The sequence below is a fragment of the Citrobacter freundii complex sp. 2024EL-00216 genome (assembly GCF_043945515.1).
Lineage (GTDB): Bacteria > Pseudomonadota > Gammaproteobacteria > Enterobacterales > Enterobacteriaceae > Citrobacter > Citrobacter portucalensis.
In genome coordinates, this window is sequence record NZ_JBIMRA010000002.1 from 252,344 (window position 1) to 270,517 (window position 18,174).

Consider the following 18,174-nt stretch of genomic DNA (forward strand, 5'->3'; position numbering starts at 1 on the left):
CATCAGAAGAACAGTGACGGATCGCCCGCCCGTTTGGTCAGGCGACCGTTTGCCATAATGCCCATGGTTTCCAGCCAGCGTTCAAACTCCGGCGACGGACGCAGGTTCAGCAGCTGACGCACGGTCGCGGTGTCATGGAAGGCGGTGGTCTGATAGTTGAGCATGATGTCGTCACCGAGCGGCATGCCCATGATGTAGTTGCAGCCAGCGGTGGCGAGCAGAATCATCAGGTTTTCGTTAAGGTTCTGGTCAGCATCAGCATGGTTGGTGTAGCAGCAGTCGCAGCCCATTGAGATGCCGCTCAGCTTGCCCATAAAGTGATCTTCCAGACCCGCGCGAATAATCTGACGGTCGTTGTAGAGATACTCCGGCCCGATAAAGCCCACCACGGTGTTCACCAGGAACGGATCATAGTGGCGTGCCAGCCCGTAGTTACGCGCTTCCATCGTCACCTGATCGGCGCCGAAGTTGGCCCCCGCGGAGAGCGCAGACCCTTGCCCGGTTTCGAAGTACAGGCAGTTTTCCCCGGCGATACGGTTGAACTCAGCGCCCACTGCGCGCGCTTCATCCAGCATGGCCAACTCAACGCCAAACTCTTTTAAGCCTTTTTCGCTACCGCAGATACTCTGGAAAATCAGCCCGCCCGGCGCGCCGCGACGAATCGCTTCGATCTGGGTAGTCACGTGTGCCAGTACGCAGCCCTGGGTCGGGATGTTGAATTTGTCGATAACGCCGTACACGGTATCCAGTACGCGGCTTAAGTTTTCCACGTCATCCGTTACCGGGTTTACGCCGATCACCGCATCGCCCGCCCCGAAGGACAGCCCTTCGTAGATTTGTGCGGCAATACTCTGCACGTCATCACGGGTGTCGTTCGGCTGCAAACGGCAGCTGAAGGTGCCCGGCAGACCGATGGTGGTATTGGCCTTTTTGATCACCGGCATTTTCTTACCGCCGTAGATCAGGTCCGCGTTAGAGCAGATTTTTGCTACCGCAGCGACCACTTCCGACGTTAACCCTTTGCGCGTAAACGCAATGTCATCAACGGAGGTTTCATCGCTCAGCACGTACTCGCGCAGCTCGCTGATACTCCAGTTTTTGATACGGTTATAGGCCGTCTCGTTGACGTCATCCTGAATCAGACGAGTAACACAGTCCTCTTCATAGGAAATCACCGGGTTATTGCGGATATCCGCCACCGTCATTTCCGACAGTACCTGCTTGGCCGCCACGCGCTCCTGCGAACTGGTTGCGGCCACTCCTGCCAGCACATCCCCCGAACGCAGTTCGTTGGCTTTTGCCAGCACCTCTTTAACATCCTTAAACTGATAAACATTGCCGAACAATGTGGTCTTTAGTTTCATAAGTCGTTCCCTCAGGAAGGAAATGCGAGTGATTTCACCGTCACCGGCACAACCGATCCGCCAAAAAGAGGCGTACCAATGTCGATATAGTCCCCCGCCCGGACAACCACCTCATCGATGACTGCCAGCGGGTGTTGCTGTAACTGTGGGCGTAACAGCATGCCCAGGGCCTTACCAAAATCCTGCTCGGCTACCACCAGCAGGGGATGCGGATTCGGATAGCGCGCGACAAAGGCCAGCAGCGCATCAATCACCGTTAACAGCGCGGCGTAGCGCACCGGCAGCGAACCGGGCAGCGCCAGCACGTAGGCGTCCGTTTGCGGGTCCAGATCGAGCTGCATTAGCGCCTGTTGCCAGGCGGCCACCAAATCAGCCTCATCAACCGGAATCGCCACCGGCAGATTGCGCAGCGGAAGCGCCACACCTTCCAGCCAGATGGTGCTGCCCGAAAGCGACAGCGTATGCGCACCGGCGCCAATCACCGTGGCGCGCACGGTTTGCGCCGGGAACTGCACGTTCATCTCACGCAGGCGCGGATGTTCATGCAGCGCAGTCGCTAACAGCGGGCCAATGTCGGAAAAACAGAACGGATCGGCTGGTTGGTTGCGGTAGCACTCGCCCACCCCGCCGGACAACGTAATCACTTCCGGTTTCACGCCCGCCGGTAACAGGCCGGTTTGCATCAGCGCCTGCGCCAGCGGTGATAACGTGCCGTCAATAACCTCCACAATCAGCGCCGCCATCCGTCGTGCTACCTGAACAAGCTGCGCCGCATTGAGGGTTCGGACGTCGGTGCCCGGACCAAATACGTCATCAACAATCATCTGCCCCGGCTGATGCGCATGTACTACTCGCCCCTGGCCGTCCGTTTCCAGCAGTCGCCCGCCGACGTTGAGGCAAGCCGAACCGCTGACCTTTCCAGCATCAAACAGAACGTAGTTCGACGTACCGCCACCGATGTCGATATTCAGTACGCGGCACAACTTCTGCTCGGACAGGGTTTGTGCCCCCGCACCGTGACCGGCAATCACCGATTCCAGATGCGGTCCGGCGCTGGCCACCACAAAATCCCCCAGCGACTGAGAGAGCGCCATCACCGCCGGACGCGCATTACGGGTTTTGGCACTTTCTCCGGTGATGATGATCGCGCCGGAATCGACAGTCTCAGGTGCAATACCCGCCGCCTGATACTGGGCGAGGATCAGCGCCTTAAGTTCGGCCTCTTTCAACCCGCCCTGCTTATCAACGGGGGTAAAGAACACCGGGCTTTGCCAGCTAATTTCGCGTTTGATGAATTCGTAGCGCGGCACCTGCGACACTGCCGCACGGTTGACTAACTCAAGGCGCGAGAAAATCACCTGAGTGGTAGTGGTGCCGATATCGATACCGACGCTCAGTAGCTGGCGAGTATTCACGATTGCGCCTCCGGGTTGGTTTCTACTTCTGCTGGCACATCTTCATCTTTCGGTACCAACAGCATAGCCACACCAATCGCCGTCACGCCGCCAATCAACTTGCCGACAATCATCGGGAAGATCATCGCGTTCATGTTGGCAGCGGCGAAGCCTAAGTGGTCACCCAGTGCAAAGGCCGCGGAGACCGCGAAGGCGCAGTTGATCACTTTGCCGCGGGTATCCATATTCTTCATCATGCCGAACATTGGGATGTTGTTCGCCAGCGTCGCAACCATACCGGCAGCCGCAATATTATTGATTTTTAACAGGTTACCGACGCTCATCAGCGGTTTTTCAAACCAGCGGGTCAGCAGCAGTACCATTGGGTACGCACCGAGCAGTACGCAGGAAATAGAACCGATAACTTCGATGGCGCGCATCACTTCACCCGGCTTGTCGCCCGGAGCCATGAAGATAGGATCAAGACCTGGGATCAGCTCCCAGCCGAGCAGGAATTTGACCACCGCTGCTGCCAGGCCGATGGTGATCAGCGCCACCAGGAATTTCGCGAAGATCTGGAAGCCGTTGATCATTTTTTCCGGGATGAATTTCAGTCCCAGCGCCACCAGCACAGCCACGATCAGCACCGGGATCATATTCATCAGGATCAGCGCGAAGGTGAACTCCACCGGCTGTCCGTTGATTTCGACGCCGGAGTACATCGCAATCAAACCGCCCGCAATACAACCAATCGGAATGGTGACAATACCCGCCAGCACGCCCAGCGCCAGATAACGACGGTCAGACGGTTCAATAATCCCCAGCGCAACCGGAATGGAGAAGACCAGCGTCGGCCCCATCATCGCCCCGAGGATCAGGCCAGAGTACAGCCACGCCGCAACGTCGCCGCCCGCCAGTTCTTTCGCCAGGAAGAAGCCGCCCATATCGCACGCCAGCAGCGTTCCGGCAAACATCGACGGGTTCGCGCCCAGCATTTCATACAGCGGAATAATCACTGGCCCGAGCACATGCGCCAGAACCGGTGCCAGCGCGGTCATACCAACCATCGCCAGACCCAGCGCGCCCATCGCCATAAAACCTTCTTCAAACTGGCCGCCCGATCCCTCAATACTCTTACCGAACTTACCGAGGAAGCGTGCCGAACCGCCGAACTGCGACAGGATCCTGTCCACGGCGGCAATCAGCATAAAGAACATCATGATGTACATGATGATTTCGTTAATTCCCATAGCCCCTACTCCCTGTCATTTGTGATTTGTAGGCCGGATAAGACGTTTACGTCGCCTCCGGCATTAACGCCGTGTTATTGCCGGATGGCGGTGCGAGCACCTTATCCGGCCTACAGGCATTACCCGGCAGCCGCGTACAGGTCGATGATCTGTGCCTGCGTGGCGGTGCGTGGGTTACTGCGAATACAAATATCCTCCAGCGCGGCGTGAGCCCATGCGCTGTACTGCTCGGGCTTTGCCCCAACGTCAGAGAGTCGTTTGGTCTGGCCCACTTCGCTAATCAACTCGCTGACCGCGTTGATAGCATCACGATCGTCCGATTTCTTGTTGGTTAACGCGCGTCCGATATGGCTAAAGCGCTCACGACACACCATGCGGTTGAACCCCATTACCGTGGGAAGCAGCATGGCGTTAGCCTGTCCGTGTGGAATGTGCAACGTCGCTCCCGGCTGGTGCGCCATCGCATGGCACAGGCCAAGCCCAGCGCTGGAAAACGCCATCCCGGCCATACAGGAAGCCAGCAGCATGCTTTCGCGCGCAGCCAGATCCTGACCGTAGCCGACGGCCTTCGGCAGCGATTTACCGATCATCGCTATCGCACCAATCGCCAGGCTGTCGGTAAACGGCGTCGCGTTCAGTGCGCTATACGCTTCAACGGCGTGCGTCAGTGCATCAATCCCGGTCATCGCCGTTACGTGTGCAGGCACGCCTTCCGTCAATGCGGCGTCAAGGATCGCCACATCCGGCATCAGGGTTGCGTGGGCCAGCACTTTTTTGAGTCCGGTCGCGGCGTCGATAATCACCGTGACGTTCGTGGTTTCTGAGCCCGTTCCGGCGGTAGTCGGTACGGCAATCAGCGGCAGACGCGGGCGTAACACGCTGCGCTCGTCCATGTCAGCCAGCGTCTGAGTAGGATTGGTCACCAGCAACGCCACTGCCTTGGCGGCATCCAGCACGGAACCGCCGCCGAAAGCCACGACACCGTCGCACTTCGATTCACGCAGTTGCGCGACTGCCGCGCAGACGTCCGTAATGCACGGTTCGCCCACCGGGCACGGCCACAGCGTCATCGCCACACCTTTCATCGCCAGGCTGCGCTCCAGTGCCGCGGTCATCCCAGCCTGATGCAGAAAGCTGTCTACCATGACGAACATGTGCGTCAGTCCGCGCGTTTGTGCTTCCTGACCGCAGGTACTGAGCGCTCCCAATCCGCAAAGGGTGACCGGTGGAACGCTAAACGTTTTAACGCGTTGCAGATTCAGGGTATCGAATGCCTGAAAGAGCGCGGTCTGCAATTCAGCTTGCATAGATTCCTTCCGCTTTTTCTTTTCCGCTGTTTGCAATCGCCAGCGGAGTCATAAACAGGCTGTGCTGGGGTAAATGCACCTGCAGTTCCGGGAAACGCTTACGGAACAGTTCATCAACGCCTGGCTGCATACAGGAGCCACCCGCCAGCCACAAATCAGCGACACCCTGTCCGGCAATATGGTGCGCCACGATTTCCGCCATCTTTTCGTAGACAGGCTTCACCACCGGCCAGATTTCTTTGCCATTGCTGCGCTTGTACTGCTCGGCTTCCTCCAACTGGATACGACGGTTCCCGGCCAGCGTCAGAGATATATGGTGCCCGCCGGTCGCTTCATCAGCGGAGTAAGTCACTTTGCCCTGTTTAACAATCGCAATCCCGGTAGTGCCACCACCAATATCCACCACGCCGGCGTTATCAAGCTGCAACAGATCCGCCACCGCGGTTGGTTCGTCGAGGACATGGCTCACTTCAAGCCCGGCAGACTCCAGCACGTTAATAGAGATGCGTGGGTCAGTTCCCGGTGGAAACGAGGTTGCCGCATGGGTAAAACGGCAACCCAGTTGTTGTTCGAGCGTATCGAGATGGCGACGAACGATGGTCACCGCACCAAAGAAATCCCAGACGATGCCATCGCGCACGACATCGGCCCAGTCCAGGCAAACCGCGACCGGCTGTCCGTCACTGTCCACAACCATCGACACCACATCACACGTTCCCAAATCAATGCCCAACCACAGCGGTGAATCGCTCTTTACAGGCGTCTGGTTACATAGCGTTGCCGCTTTTAGCAGTCTGGGTGTCAACCAACGTTGTTCGTCGTGCGCCATCTCATTTACTCCTTATACAATTCTGAAGGCGTCTACCAACACACAGCGACGCAGACGCACAAACGTACGCGCACTGGTCACCCCTTCCCCGGTTGGTGTGGTAATAGTCATCGTGGTCCAGCCTTCACCGCCCAGTCCAAGACCGGCAATACACGGTCCGTTCTTAACGAAGATGCTGGTATCAATGGCGTTTGCCATACGGTTCATATTTTCGATATTGCGTGAGTGCATCGCCGCCGTATGGTGGCAGCCGCCTTCCAGCTTGACCGCCAGTTCAATGGCTTCATCGACGTTAGCAACTCGCACGACCGGCAGCACCGGCATCATCAGTTCGGTAACGGCAAACGGATGCGTCGCGGAGGTTTCGACGAATAACAGACGGGTTTGCTCCGGTACGTTCAGACCAATCGCCGCAGCGATTTTTCCGGCATCGCGCCCGACCCAGTCACGACTGACTGTGCCTTTACCGCGCTCATCGATATTTTTCAGCAGCACCGGCTGCAGCTGTTCAGCCTGAGCCGCGGTCAGTTTCACCGCATGCTGGCTTTCCATCAGACGCATCAGTTCATCAGCGACGCTATCGACCACGATCAGCACTTTTTCGTCGGCGCAGATGATGTTGTTATCAAACGATGCACCTTTGACTATCGACTGCGCCGCGCGTGCCAGGTCAGCCGTTTCATCAACCACCACTGGTGGATTACCCGCACCAGCGGCAATCAGACGTTTGTTGGTGTGCTTACGCGCGGCGTCTACTACGGCTTCACCACCGGTCACCACCAGCAGGCCGATACCTGGGTACTTGAACAGACGCTGCGCAGTCTCGATATCCGGGTTGGCAACCGTCACCAACAGGTTTGCCGGACCGCCTGCAGCAACCACCGCCTGGTTAAGCAGAGTGATAGCGCGCTGAGAGACTTTTTTCGCCGCCGGATGCGGTGCGAAGACCACGCTGTTACCAGCGGCAATCAGGCTGATAGCGTTGTTAATGACGGTCGCGGCCGGGTTGGTGGATGGGGTTACCGAGGCCACCACGCCCCACGGTGCGTTTTCAATCAGCGTCAGACCGTTATCGCCGGTCAGAACCTGTGGAGACAGGCATTCCACACCCGGCGTGCCGCGCGCCTGCGCCACGTTTTTGGCAAATTTATCTTCGACGCGTCCCATGCCGGTTTCAGTGACGGCAAGTTCCGCTAATTCTCTGGCGTGCTTTTCGCCCGCCTCACGTAGAGCCGTGATAGCCAGTTGGCGCATGGCGACGCTTTTCAACCCCTGCTGGGCCAGTTTTGCTGCCGCCACTGCGTCATCCAGGGAGGCAAAAACGCCCATTTCTTGAACGGCACTGACGGGTTGGCTGCTGTCTTTCATTTTCAGCAGTACCGCTTTCACGACCTGTTCAATATCCTGTTGATTCATGATTTTCTGCCTTATTTATGGAAGATCACCTGACCACCTGCCACCACTTCATCGACAATGCCAATCACGCACAGATCGACAGGCGATGATTCATTCCGGTGCGCCTGACGGGCGGAGCTTCCGCTGACCAGCAGCACCCACTCTCCGGTTCCCGCCCCGATGCTGTCGATAGCAACAGCACATTGCCCGTCGGGATTTCCCTGGGCGTCAATCATTTCCACCATCAGCAACTTGTCGTGCGCGAGCCCCTGATGGCGTACGGTACAAACAATTTGTCCTGTAACGATTGCCAGTTTCATACGCGCCTCCGTGGCATATTTCAGGTAAAACCTCCCCCTACCCTCCGCAGAAGGTAATGTGAAAAGGAGAGAGGGTGACGCCAGCAATGAAGTCTGTGGCGTCACATGGACGACTTACATGTCGTTGCTGTCGCCTTTAAAGCTGATCGGGAACACTTCTTCCAGATCGCCGTGCGGACGTGGGATCACGTGTACTGAAACCAGCTCACCAATACGCTGTGCAGCCGCAGCACCTGCGTCCGTTGCAGCTTTACATGCCGCTACGTCGCCACGGACCATGGCAGTGACCAGACCGCCACCGATCTGCTTCACGCCAACCAGTTTCACCCGTGCCGCTTTAACCATTGCGTCAGAAGCCTCAATCAGTGCAACCAGGCCCCGGGTTTCAATCATTCCTAATGCTTCCATTGTGTTTTCCTCTCATTAAGGGGTCCAGAACGGGACCTAAACAACCAGTGTTTGTGAGGCGTTTTCACGACTCACGTCAGTCTGGCGCGGCACTGCTGCCACCAACGCCAGTTCGATAATTTCCTGTACGCTACAGCCACGAGAGAGATCATGAAGCGGTGCGGCAAGCCCTTGAATCAACGGACCTACTGCGCGATACCCTCCCAGACGCTGAGCGATTTTGTAGCCAATATTGCCTGCCTCGAGCGATGGGAAGACCATCACATTGGCATTGCCCTTTAACGGACTGGCGGGCGCTTTTTGCGCTGCGACATCCGGAACAAAGGCGGCATCAAATTGCAGTTCTCCGTCCACGGTAAGCTGCGGGGCACGCTCACGAACGATCTCGGTCGCCTGCTGCACGTTAGCGACGTTAGGATGGCGAGCACTGCCATTACTTGAAAACGACAGCATAGCGACGCGCGGCTCTTCACCTGTGATCGCCTGCCATGTCTGCGCGCTGGCAATCGCAATATCCGCAAGCTGTGCGGCGGTGGGCTGCGGCACGACGCTGCAATCGGCAAAACCTAATGACGGACCAAGGTACTGCGGCAGCATCAGGAAAATTGACGACAGCGTTTTACAACCAGGCTGTAGCCCGATAATGCGTAATCCGGCACGCAGCACGTTCGCTGTTGATGAGAGATTGCCCGCAATACAGACGTCAGCTTTACCCGCGCTGACCATTGCAGCGGCGAACATCAGCGGATCGTTGAGTTTTTCCAGCGCATCCGCAGGCGTTTTATCTCCCGCGCGGGCCAGCCAGCGCAGCGCAAACTCTTCGCGCATTGGCTGATTGCTTTGCGGATCGATAACCTGAATGCCATCCATTGCCACCCGGTGACTGAGGGCAAACTGGCGCAGCGCAAACGGACTGGCAACGAGAATGGGATGTGCCAGACCGTGCTGATGCAGGTAATTCGCCGCCTTCAGCACCCGGACATCCAGAGCATCCGGGAACACCACCCGTGCCGGTGAGCGTTGGGCGAGTTGACGAGCACGTTCAATGATCATTGCTTCTCCCCCAGTCGCTGTTGAATTTGGTTAACCGTCAGCGGATGCTTCGCAACGCTCAGAATCATCATCACGTAGACCGTACTGGAAAGGCGGTTGAGCGCCTGCATAATGTCCGGTCGCATAACCTCAAAACTGCGAGTGATGAACACCTGGGCCGCCACCGTCTCCGTTTCACGGACTTTGGTACGCAGCAGATTAAGCAGCGCGCAATCACGTCCGTGGCTGGCTTCAGGCACCAGGTGGTCGTGGTCCAGATAGCGCAGCGGTTGATGAGAAAGACGGTGTAAATCTTCGTCACTTAACCCCACGACAGCTTGTGCTGCCAGCGGCTCATCCATGGCGTCAGCGCGCATAATATTGCCCAGGCGCGAGCGGATATCCGCCAGCCACGGCTGCCACGGTTCTGCCATCTCAATCTGCAACCACACAGCCAGGGCGATGGTGCTGTCCAGCGCGGCGCGAAATCCCAGCCGAGGGTCACTTTTGGCGACCATCTTGTCCGCCGTCAGATGCGTCAGGGTGTCCGGTTTCTTCGCCACCGGTTGATGGCACAGTTCGCAGCTGGCCTGTGGATGCGTATCGCTGCTGGTTAATCCATGCACCGGCTGCGGCTGCTGTTCTTCGTCATCAATAAACAGGCTGCCCTGCTCGTCGATAAACTTAATACGCAGATGTCGGCTTTCCAGTAATTCCCGGGCAGACGGCGTCAGGCGAGCGTCAGCGGGGAGATGAATTTCAGCCCCTTCGCTGAGCGTATGATTCGCTCTGAGCCATGCTTCGGTAATGAAATCCTTCATACATCCGCCTTAGCAGGACTGCCAGTTCGCAGGCCAGGCCACATACAGAAACTTCACCGTCGATGGCGTACCAAATTCGATGCTGGAACCTTTCGGGATAAACATGACGTCCCCGGCTTTTGCAATCATGGTTTCGCCTTCGTGGCGAACGTGCAGCTCGCCTTCCAGAATCATGTCGATTTCGTCGTAGTTCAGCGTCCATGGGAAAAAGGCGTTATCCCACTGCATAAACCCGGCGGCCATGCTGCTACCGTCCTGGTCGGTCACCAGATCGGTTAAGCCCACGCAGTGCGGCTGCGCGCCGTCAAAACGACCAAACTTCACGCTGCTACCGTCGATGACTTTGACGCCGCCTTTGCCGGTTACCGAGTTAAAGCTCGGCTGCATTCCGCCCTGCTCCAGCGACTGCTTCTCCTTCATAACTTTGTCCATCAGCTGGGCGACCAGGCTTTCGGTAAACTGCCCTTCCGGTAACTGCGCAATGATGGTTTCGCGAATGCGCTGGCTTTCCGTTTTGCCATCATCAACCGCCGCCGGTACAGCAGCAGTTGGCGCGGATTCATCGCATTCACTGATGGTAACGCCCAGCAGCTCCGCAACTTCGCGCGCCTCCGGGGTGATGATGCTGGCGCGCAGAACAACCGACATTTCCTGTTCGCCGCGTGCGTGGGCCGCACGAATATCGTTAGCTGTGATGAGTTTTTTCACCTGCCCTTTCCTCCTTTTGGCTGAGCTCAGTCAGATAATCCACCAGGTGCTGCACGCTGCGCGGGTCATGGCTATTGAGCTCAAAAATCGGCTCCTGAAACCCCATCCCGCGAAGTAGTTGTCGCGTTGCGGCGACGTCGGCATCCGGCATGTCCGTTTTACTGATAACGGCGATTTGTCGTTTACTGGCGCCGATATCCAACAGCCCGGCAGGTAAGCGACTTTCTTTGTCATTTGCCGCGTGTATATAAATCAACGTATCGACATCCTGCAGCGTGGTAATTAAGGCGTGATACCAGCGCGGATGGCTAAAATATTCCCCTGGCGTATCGATATCGCCATTTTCATTAAACTCCACGGCCTGTGTTTTTCTGGCGAGGGAATAATTCCCCTGTAGCGCATTAAAGAGCGTTGTTTTCCCCGCCCCCACCGTACCGACAAATGCAATACGTTTCATCGCCGCCTCTGATTAACTTTTTGTCAGGTTGCACAAAGTGAAATTTAATAATCGACCCAGACCACTTACCGTCTGTAATAACGCTTCTTCTACTGCGCCTACCGAACCGTAGATCACCAGTGCGCCGCTGAATCTATCGAGAAAACCGATATGTACATCCGCCGCCTTCATGGCTAAGTCACCGGCAATCATCGCGGTTTCGCCTGGCGTCAGCGTCATGATGCCGATAGCGCCCGCTTCGGGTACGCCGATCTTTTTCGCTAATTCCTCGCCGGGGTGCGCAATGAGATGCGCCAGCGTGACCTGTTTCCCCGGCACAAATTCCTGAATAATGCGTTCTTTTTCCATTGCTCACCGCCTCCGCTAAAACTGCCCTCATCGTGGCAATTTTTTGTCAGAGTAAATAACAAAATTCGGCAACCAGGTTTAAAAGGTGAAGTAGATCACTAAGAAAGGGAAAATAAAAAGGCGCGGGAGAAACCCGCGCCGGAAATAAATTAAAGTGAAATTACAGCGGCTGCGTTTGGGCTTCTACAACCGCCAGCGCCACCATATTAACGATACGACGAACAGAGGCGATCGGCGTTAATACGTGAACCGGTTTCGCAACCCCCATCAGCACCGGGCCAACCGTTACGCCTTCAGAACTGGAAACGCGTAGTAAGTTGTAACTAATACGGGCAGCTTCCATATTCGGCATCACCAGAATATTCGCTGAGCCTTTCAACGGACTGTCCGGCATGCGGTCATTACGGATGCTTTCCACCAGCGCGGCGTCGCCGTGCATTTCGCCGTCAATCATCAACTCTGGCGCGCGCGCCTTAATCAGCTCCAGCGCGTCGCGCATTTTGCTGGCCGACGGACAGTTAGAGGAACCAAAGTTGGAGTGCGACAGCAACGCCACCTTCGGTTCGATACCAAAGCGACGCACGGTCTCTGCCGCCATCACGGCGATTTCCGCCAGTTGCTCAGGCGTAGGATCGTCGTTGACGTAGGTATCGGCGATAAAGGTGTTACCGCTTGGCAGCAGCAAGGCGTTCATCGCCCCGGCAGTATGCACGCCGTCGCGATGACCAAATACCTCTTTCACCACGCTGAAGTGCTCATGGTAGTCGCCAATCGTACCGCAGATCATCGCATCCGCTTCGCCGCGCTGTACCATGATTGCGCCGATCACCGTAGTGTTGGCGATCACCGCACGCTGCGCCTGCTCCTGGGTAATCCCACGACGCTTCATAATCTGGTAGTACTCGCTCCAGTACTCTTTAAAGCGCGGATCGGACTCATTGTTGACGATTTCAAAATCGACGCCCGCTTTGATCTGCAGACCCAGTTTCTGGATGCGCATCTCGATCACGCTCGGACGACCGATCAGGATCGGTTTTGCCAGCCCTAACGTGATCAGCTCCTGGGTAGCGTGCAGTACGCGCGCTTCTTCCCCTTCGGTCAGCACCACGCGCTTCGGCGCTTTGCGTGCCAGGGAGAAAATCGGCTTCATGAACAGGTTGGTTTTGTAGACGAATTCAGTCAGCTTATCGATGTAAGCGTCAAAGTCGGCAATCGGACGCGTTGCCACGCCGGAGTCCATCGCCGCTTTCGCCACCGCGGGGGCGATTTTGACGATCAGACGCGGGTCGAACGGTTTCGGAATGATGTATTCAGGGCCGAAGCTCAGGTCCTGATCGCCATAAGCAGAGGCCACCACTTCACTCTGCTCAGCATGCGCCAGCTCAGCAATCGCGTGCACCGCCGCCAGTTTCATCTCTTCGTTGATGGCCGTCGCACCAACGTCCAGCGCACCGCGGAAGATGAACGGGAAGCACAGGACGTTGTTAACCTGGTTCGGGTAGTCTGAACGACCGGTACAGATGATGGCGTCGGAACGCACCTCTTTTGCCAGCGGCGGCAGGATTTCCGGCTCCGGGTTGGCGAGTGCCAGAATCATTGGCGCACGCGCCATCTTCTTAACCATTTCCTGCGTCAGCACTTTCGGGCCCGAGCAGCCGAGGAAAATATCTGCGCCGTCAATGACATCATCCAGCGTACGCTTACCGTCATCCACCACCGCGTAAGCCGCTTTGGTTTCCGCCATGTTCGGTTCGCGGTCTTTGTAAATCACACCTTTGGAGTCACAGACCACAATATTGTGTTTCTGCATACCCAGCGCTACCAGCAGGTTCATACAGGCAATCGCCGCCGCACCTGCACCAGACACCACCATGCGCACGTCAGAGATATTTTTCTCAACCACCCGCAGACCGTTCAGAATAGCGGCAGTACTGATGATTGCCGTACCGTGCTGATCATCGTGGAAGACCGGAATATTCATGCGCTCGCGCAGTTTTTGCTCAATGTAGAAGCACTCTGGCGCTTTAATATCTTCGAGGTTGATACCGCCAAACGTGGGCTCCAGGGCCGCAACCACATTGATAAACTTATCCGGATCGAGTTCATCGACTTCAATGTCGAACACGTCGATCCCGGCGAATTTCTTAAACAGAACGCCTTTACCTTCCATCACCGGTTTGCCGGCCAACGCGCCAATGTTGCCGAGACCCAGCACCGCTGTGCCGTTGGAAATAACCGCAACCAGGTTGCCGCGCGCGGTGTATTTGTAGGCTGCCAGCGGGTCCTTTTCAATTTCAAGACACGGTGCAGCCACGCCCGGCGAGTAGGCCAGCGCCAGGTCGCGCTGCGTTGCCAGAGGCTTGGTCGGAGAAACCTGGATTTTACCGGGTACCGGAAATTCGTGGAAATCGAGGGCGCTTTGTTTTAACTGGTCATCCATCTTGTTGTTCCTTTCACGTATCTATCAAAAAAGTGGCGCGGGTAACCATTCTACTGAGCCGCACATTATCACCTCAGTCAACGGTACAAACTTTGAAGGTCCCCAAACTCTCACCATTCAAAGAAAGAATTTGTTATCAATTTATAACAACCATGTTACCTGCTTAATCCAGCAATACCATGCCTGTCTGCTATGCTTTTTGCTGACAACGCCCGCAATTTTCCCAAAAGTGTGAATCACAACACGCATCTAACACTTTACTTTTCAAGGAGTATTTCCTATGACCCGTAAAGAGCTTGCCAATGCCATTCGTGCGCTAAGTATGGATGCCGTCCAAAAAGCTAACTCCGGCCACCCTGGAGCACCAATGGGGATGGCCGATATCGCCGAAGTTCTGTGGAACGATTTTCTACGCCATAACCCGACCGATCCCACCTGGTACGATCGTGACCGATTTATTCTGTCCAACGGCCACGCCTCAATGCTGCTTTACAGCCTGTTGCATCTTTCCGGTTACGACCTGCCGATCGAAGAATTAAAGAACTTCCGTCAGCTCCATTCGAAGACGCCAGGGCACCCGGAAATTGGCTACACGCCAGGCGTGGAAACCACGACAGGACCGCTGGGTCAGGGTTTAGCCAACGCAGTCGGTATGGCCATTGCCGAACGTACGCTGGCAGCGCAGTTTAACCAGCCGGACCATGAGATTGTTAACCACTTTACCTGGGTCTTTATGGGCGACGGCTGTCTGATGGAGGGTATTTCACACGAGGCTTGTTCGCTGGCGGGCACGCTGGGGCTTGGCAAACTCATTGGTTTCTACGATCACAACGGCATCTCGATTGATGGTGAAACCGACGGCTGGTTTACCGACGATACTGCAAAACGCTTTGAGGCTTATCACTGGCATGTGGTACACGACATTGACGGTCATGACCCAGAGGCGGTGAAAAAAGCCATTCAGGAAGCGCAGGCTGTTACCGATAAACCATCGCTGATTATCTGCCGCACGGTGATTGGTTTTGGCTCACCAAATAAAGCAGGGAAAGAGGAAGCGCACGGCGCTGCGCTGGGCGAAGAAGAGGTGGCACTGACCCGGCAGAAGCTGGGGTGGCATCATCCTGCTTTTGAGATCCCCAAAGAGATTTACCGGGCGTGGGACGCACGCGAGAAAGGCGAAAAAGCGCAACAGGGCTGGAAGGAGAAATTCGCAGCTTACCAACAAGCCTACCCGGAACTGGCGGCAGAGTTTTCTCGCCGGATGAGCGGTGGGCTGCCGAAAGAGTGGGAGGCAACAACCCAGAAATATATTACCGAGCTGCAGGCCAATCCGGCCAAAATCGCCACCCGTAAGGCCTCGCAAAATACCCTTAACACCTACGGGCCTATACTGCCAGAGCTGCTTGGCGGATCGGCGGATTTGGCCCCCAGCAACCTGACCATCTGGAAAGGCTCCTCCTCTCTTAAAGAGGATCATGCAGGAAACTACATCCACTACGGCGTGCGTGAATTTGGTATGACGGCGATTGCCAACGGTATCGCCCATCACGGGGGCTTCGTACCGTACACCGCTACGTTCCTGATGTTTGTCGAATATGCCCGAAATGCCGCGCGTATGGCGGCGCTGATGAAAGCCCGACAAATCATGGTTTATACCCACGACTCAATTGGCCTGGGGGAAGATGGTCCTACGCACCAGGCCGTTGAACAGCTCGCCAGCCTGCGCCTGACGCCTAATTTCAGTACCTGGCGACCGTGCGATCAGGTTGAAGCGGCAGTAGGCTGGAAGCTGGCAGTCGAACGTCATGACGGGCCAACGGCGCTGATCCTCTCGCGGCAGAATCTGGCACAGGTTGAGCGCACGCCAGAGCAGGTGCAGCAAATTGCCCGCGGCGGCTATGTGCTGAAGGATGGCGGCGGTAAGCCGGATGTTATTTTGATTGCTACCGGTTCAGAAATGGAAATCACGCTGCTGGCAGCGGAAAAACTGACCGGAGAAGGTCGTAACGTGCGAGTGGTTTCTCTGCCCTCAACCGATATCTTTGACGCCCAGGATGAGGCGTACCGGGAATCGGTCCTGCCAGCAAACGTCAGCGCTCGCGTGGCGGTAGAAGCAGGAATTGCTGACTACTGGTACAAATATGTCGGGCTGAAAGGGGCAATTGTTGGGATGACGGGTTATGGAGAGTCGGCTCCAGCGGACAAACTGTTCCCGTTCTTCGGCTTTACGGTAGATAACATCGTCGACAAAGCGCACAAGGTGCTTAACGCGTGATCCACAGTGTGGGCCAGGCATCTGGCCCATGCCAGTTATCGCAGCTTGGCTCCTGGGCATAGCGCACCAGGCGAAAACGTTGACCGTCGTAGCGCCAGCGGGTCTGGATACCGCAATCTGCCAACCCTCGTCCTTTAGCGAGGGTGACCAGCTCCCGCGACTTCTCGTCAAACGTAGCGTTGGTCAGCTCCATATCGCGACTTTCTGCATCCGTTTTAAACGGCAGGCTTAACCGTACCGCGCGTGAAGTCAACGGAGTCGTACGTGAAACCACCCACGCCAGATCGATGGTGTTATACGCCCCGGCCTCACAGCCAATCATCAGCAGCGCTTTATCGTCTGTTAGGGCCGTGACGCGCATCTCGCGACGCAGCGGATCGATAGAGCAACGAATACCGTTGATCCGCCAGTTACCATAGTCCAGCAGTTCACTGCGCTCCTGCTGCGTGAGAGGCGTTGGCGTTGGATTAATGACCGCTACACCTTTCAGCGCGGGGGCCGGAGGTACGCTGAGCGGAGGCTCGTCACCTTTTTCAATCCATGCGGTTTCGCTCCCCACCCGTTTTTGCTGGGCGTCGATAAACAACAATGCGGCTTTTAGCCCGACCAGCGAAAGGTTTTGCGCACCTTTTTGCAGGGTAATCGCCTTCGCGTCCTGTACGGTTTGTAAAAATGCGCTGATGGTGGCGGGATCATCGGTCGTCAGCTGCCAGGGAGTTATGCGCCAGTGCTCGCCGCTCAGCGAGAGTGGCGCACCATCCAACAGCAGACGCGGCGCAATATCGCTCTCTTTGACGCTGGACGATTCCAGCCCGCCCAGCTCAATACGCAACACGGCGTCGGTATGCGCCCCGGCGCTGCGGCTCAAGGTCATGACCAGGCCGTGGTGCTCTCCGGTATTGCGCGCCACGCAAAAATTTTGGTTATTACACGTCACCTGCCAGTCAGAAAACGCCTGTTGCGCGGGCGCAGCCCACAGCAATCGGGCGGGTAGCAACCCGAGCAGGAAAAGGAGAATAACGCGATAGCGCATGGACGGTACAACCCCGAAGTCAAAACACACAGCCTAAGCGGTATCTTCCTTGCGCGACTGATGTGGCTCAATAAGAATCGTCGGATTGGCCGTAAATTAGTAAAGAAATATAAATCCCGCGCATTAGTCCATGAGATGCGATGACTGCAAATAGTTCAGCAATAGCACCGTTTTACCGTCACGGATCTCACCCGTTTTGATCATTTCCAGCGCCTGTGTGAACGGCAGTTCCAGAACTTCAATATCTTCATCTTCCACGCCGCCACCCGCGTTTGTCCGCTGACTGTCACGGTATTGCGCGATGAAGAAGTGGATTATTTCCGTCACACCGCCCGGCGACATGTATAGCTCAAACAGTTTACGTACTTCACCCACTTCAAAGCCGGTCTCTTCAATCGCCTCTTTTCGAATACATGCTTCCGGTTCGTCGTTATCCAGCAGCCCGGCGCAGGTTTCAATCAGTTGACCGTCTTCGTTACCGTTGACCCATGTCGCAACGCGAAACTGGCGGATGAGCACCACCGTTTTCTTCTCCGGGTTATACAGCAGGATTGTGGCGCCGTTGCCACGATCGTAAACCTCACGTTTGTGACGGATCACCTCTCCATTCTTACGGGTCAGGTCATAAGTGATATTGCGCAGGACGAAGTAGTTATCGGAAAGGACTTTATCTTTGATGAGGGTAATTTTTTGCGACATACCGGCTCCACAGCAAGAAGTGAGAAATAATACTACGCCGTGAAACCGGGTTTGTCTTGGAACAATGTAGGCCTGATAAGCAAAGCGCCATCAG

17 protein-coding genes are annotated in these 18,174 nt (G+C 56.1%); 1 reads left to right on the forward strand and 16 read right to left on the reverse strand.

Annotated features, from left to right (window positions below; translation table 11 throughout):
* Nucleotides 1–2: 2 nt before the first annotated feature.
* From eutB to maeB, 14 genes are all read right to left on the reverse strand, one after another.
* Entirely contained in the window at nucleotides 3–1,364 is a 1,362-nt protein-coding gene (gene eutB, locus ACHHZ7_RS03665) for an ethanolamine ammonia-lyase subunit alpha (RefSeq protein ID WP_003038029.1), read from the reverse strand.
* 11 nt (nucleotides 1,365–1,375) lie between these two features.
* Complete coding sequence (gene eutA, locus ACHHZ7_RS03670; protein WP_008785419.1) at nucleotides 1,376–2,779, reverse strand: ethanolamine ammonia-lyase reactivating factor EutA; 1,404 nt, start codon at nucleotides 2,777–2,779, stop codon at nucleotides 1,376–1,378.
* Nucleotides 2,776–4,008, reverse strand: a complete 1,233-nt coding sequence (gene eutH / locus ACHHZ7_RS03675; RefSeq protein WP_003835043.1) for an ethanolamine utilization protein EutH — start codon at nucleotides 4,006–4,008, stop codon at nucleotides 2,776–2,778. Before eutH ends, eutA begins: the two co-directional genes overlap by 4 nt.
* 119 nt (nucleotides 4,009–4,127) lie before the next feature.
* Nucleotides 4,128–5,315 (reverse strand): ethanolamine utilization ethanol dehydrogenase EutG, encoded by a 1,188-nt coding sequence (gene eutG / locus ACHHZ7_RS03680; RefSeq protein ID WP_008785420.1) that lies wholly within the window; start codon nucleotides 5,313–5,315, stop codon nucleotides 4,128–4,130.
* Nucleotides 5,305–6,144, reverse strand: a complete 840-nt coding sequence (eutJ, locus tag ACHHZ7_RS03685; protein WP_008785421.1) for an ethanolamine utilization protein EutJ — start codon at nucleotides 6,142–6,144, stop codon at nucleotides 5,305–5,307. The genes eutG and eutJ overlap by 11 nt, the downstream gene beginning before the upstream one ends.
* A 12-nt stretch (nucleotides 6,145–6,156) precedes the next feature.
* A complete protein-coding gene (locus tag ACHHZ7_RS03690; protein WP_003835050.1) occupies nucleotides 6,157–7,560 on the reverse strand; it encodes an aldehyde dehydrogenase family protein in 1,404 nt (467 codons plus the stop codon).
* Between the two features lie 11 nt (nucleotides 7,561–7,571).
* Nucleotides 7,572–7,859, reverse strand: a complete 288-nt coding sequence (gene eutN, locus ACHHZ7_RS03695) for an ethanolamine utilization microcompartment protein EutN (protein ID WP_003038011.1) — start codon at nucleotides 7,857–7,859, stop codon at nucleotides 7,572–7,574.
* 114 nt (nucleotides 7,860–7,973) lie between these two features.
* A complete protein-coding gene (eutM, locus tag ACHHZ7_RS03700) occupies nucleotides 7,974–8,267 on the reverse strand; it encodes an ethanolamine utilization microcompartment protein EutM (protein WP_003835054.1) in 294 nt (97 codons plus the stop codon).
* Between the two features lie 36 nt (nucleotides 8,268–8,303).
* Complete coding sequence (gene pta / locus ACHHZ7_RS03705) at nucleotides 8,304–9,320, reverse strand: phosphate acetyltransferase (protein ID WP_032944169.1); 1,017 nt, start codon at nucleotides 9,318–9,320, stop codon at nucleotides 8,304–8,306.
* Nucleotides 9,317–10,120 carry an ethanolamine utilization cob(I)yrinic acid a,c-diamide adenosyltransferase EutT gene (gene eutT / locus ACHHZ7_RS03710; protein ID WP_003835057.1) on the reverse strand — a complete coding sequence of 268 codons (804 nt, stop codon included), beginning with the start codon at nucleotides 10,118–10,120 and terminating at the stop codon, nucleotides 9,317–9,319. The genes pta and eutT overlap by 4 nt, the downstream gene beginning before the upstream one ends.
* Before the next feature lie 9 nt (nucleotides 10,121–10,129).
* Complete coding sequence (gene eutQ, locus ACHHZ7_RS03715) at nucleotides 10,130–10,828, reverse strand: ethanolamine utilization acetate kinase EutQ (RefSeq protein WP_032944171.1); 699 nt, start codon at nucleotides 10,826–10,828, stop codon at nucleotides 10,130–10,132.
* On the reverse strand, nucleotides 10,806–11,285 hold the full coding sequence (eutP, locus tag ACHHZ7_RS03720) for an ethanolamine utilization acetate kinase EutP (RefSeq protein ID WP_003037998.1): 480 nt from the start codon (nucleotides 11,283–11,285) through the stop codon (nucleotides 10,806–10,808). The genes eutQ and eutP overlap by 23 nt, the downstream gene beginning before the upstream one ends.
* Nucleotides 11,286–11,297: 12 nt before the next feature.
* Complete coding sequence (eutS, locus tag ACHHZ7_RS03725) at nucleotides 11,298–11,633, reverse strand: ethanolamine utilization microcompartment protein EutS (RefSeq protein WP_003037995.1); 336 nt, start codon at nucleotides 11,631–11,633, stop codon at nucleotides 11,298–11,300.
* Between the two features lie 160 nt (nucleotides 11,634–11,793).
* A complete protein-coding gene (maeB, locus tag ACHHZ7_RS03730) occupies nucleotides 11,794–14,073 on the reverse strand; it encodes an NADP-dependent oxaloacetate-decarboxylating malate dehydrogenase (protein WP_003835063.1) in 2,280 nt (759 codons plus the stop codon).
* Between the two features lie 280 nt (nucleotides 14,074–14,353).
* Here maeB and tkt point away from each other — a divergent pair, with 280 nt between their 5' ends.
* On the forward strand, nucleotides 14,354–16,348 hold the full coding sequence (gene tkt / locus ACHHZ7_RS03735) for a transketolase (protein WP_057066929.1): 1,995 nt from the start codon (nucleotides 14,354–14,356) through the stop codon (nucleotides 16,346–16,348).
* On the opposite strand, the gene ACHHZ7_RS03740 is transcribed toward tkt, so the two are convergent.
* Entirely contained in the window at nucleotides 16,338–17,381 is a 1,044-nt protein-coding gene (locus ACHHZ7_RS03740) for a DUF1176 domain-containing protein (RefSeq protein WP_008785425.1), read from the reverse strand. The genes tkt and ACHHZ7_RS03740 overlap by 11 nt on opposite strands.
* 123 nt (nucleotides 17,382–17,504) lie before the next feature.
* Nucleotides 17,505–18,080 (reverse strand): GDP-mannose pyrophosphatase NudK, encoded by a 576-nt coding sequence (nudK, locus tag ACHHZ7_RS03745; RefSeq protein WP_008785426.1) that lies wholly within the window; start codon nucleotides 18,078–18,080, stop codon nucleotides 17,505–17,507.
* Nucleotides 18,081–18,174: the final 94 nt, after the last annotated feature.

Excerpts from the sequence above, each read along its gene's own strand:
- eutG (WP_008785420.1), bottom strand. The coding sequence starts at position 5,315 with ATGCAAGCTGAATTGCAGACCGCGCTCTTTCAGGCATTCGATACCCTG.
- eutS (WP_003037995.1), bottom strand. The coding sequence starts at position 11,633 with ATGGAAAAAGAACGCATTATTCAGGAATTTGTGCCGGGGAAACAGGTC.
- maeB (WP_003835063.1), bottom strand. The coding sequence starts at position 14,073 with ATGGATGACCAGTTAAAACAAAGCGCCCTCGATTTCCACGAATTTCCG.
- eutJ (WP_008785421.1), bottom strand. The coding sequence starts at position 6,144 with ATGGCGCACGACGAACAACGTTGGTTGACACCCAGACTGCTAAAAGCG.
- ACHHZ7_RS03740 (WP_008785425.1), bottom strand. The coding sequence starts at position 17,381 with ATGCGCTATCGCGTTATTCTCCTTTTCCTGCTCGGGTTGCTACCCGCC.
- eutP (WP_003037998.1), bottom strand. The coding sequence starts at position 11,285 with ATGAAACGTATTGCATTTGTCGGTACGGTGGGGGCGGGGAAAACAACG.
- eutB (WP_003038029.1), bottom strand. The coding sequence starts at position 1,364 with ATGAAACTAAAGACCACATTGTTCGGCAATGTTTATCAGTTTAAGGAT.
- tkt (WP_057066929.1), top strand. The coding sequence starts at position 14,354 with ATGACCCGTAAAGAGCTTGCCAATGCCATTCGTGCGCTAAGTATGGAT.
- eutM (WP_003835054.1), bottom strand. The coding sequence starts at position 8,267 with ATGGAAGCATTAGGAATGATTGAAACCCGGGGCCTGGTTGCACTGATT.
- nudK (WP_008785426.1), bottom strand. The coding sequence starts at position 18,080 with ATGTCGCAAAAAATTACCCTCATCAAAGATAAAGTCCTTTCCGATAAC.
- ACHHZ7_RS03690 (WP_003835050.1), bottom strand. The coding sequence starts at position 7,560 with ATGAATCAACAGGATATTGAACAGGTCGTGAAAGCGGTACTGCTGAAA.
- pta (WP_032944169.1), bottom strand. The coding sequence starts at position 9,320 with ATGATCATTGAACGTGCTCGTCAACTCGCCCAACGCTCACCGGCACGG.
- eutT (WP_003835057.1), bottom strand. The coding sequence starts at position 10,120 with ATGAAGGATTTCATTACCGAAGCATGGCTCAGAGCGAATCATACGCTC.
- eutN (WP_003038011.1), bottom strand. The coding sequence starts at position 7,859 with ATGAAACTGGCAATCGTTACAGGACAAATTGTTTGTACCGTACGCCAT.
- eutH (WP_003835043.1), bottom strand. The coding sequence starts at position 4,008 with ATGGGAATTAACGAAATCATCATGTACATCATGATGTTCTTTATGCTG.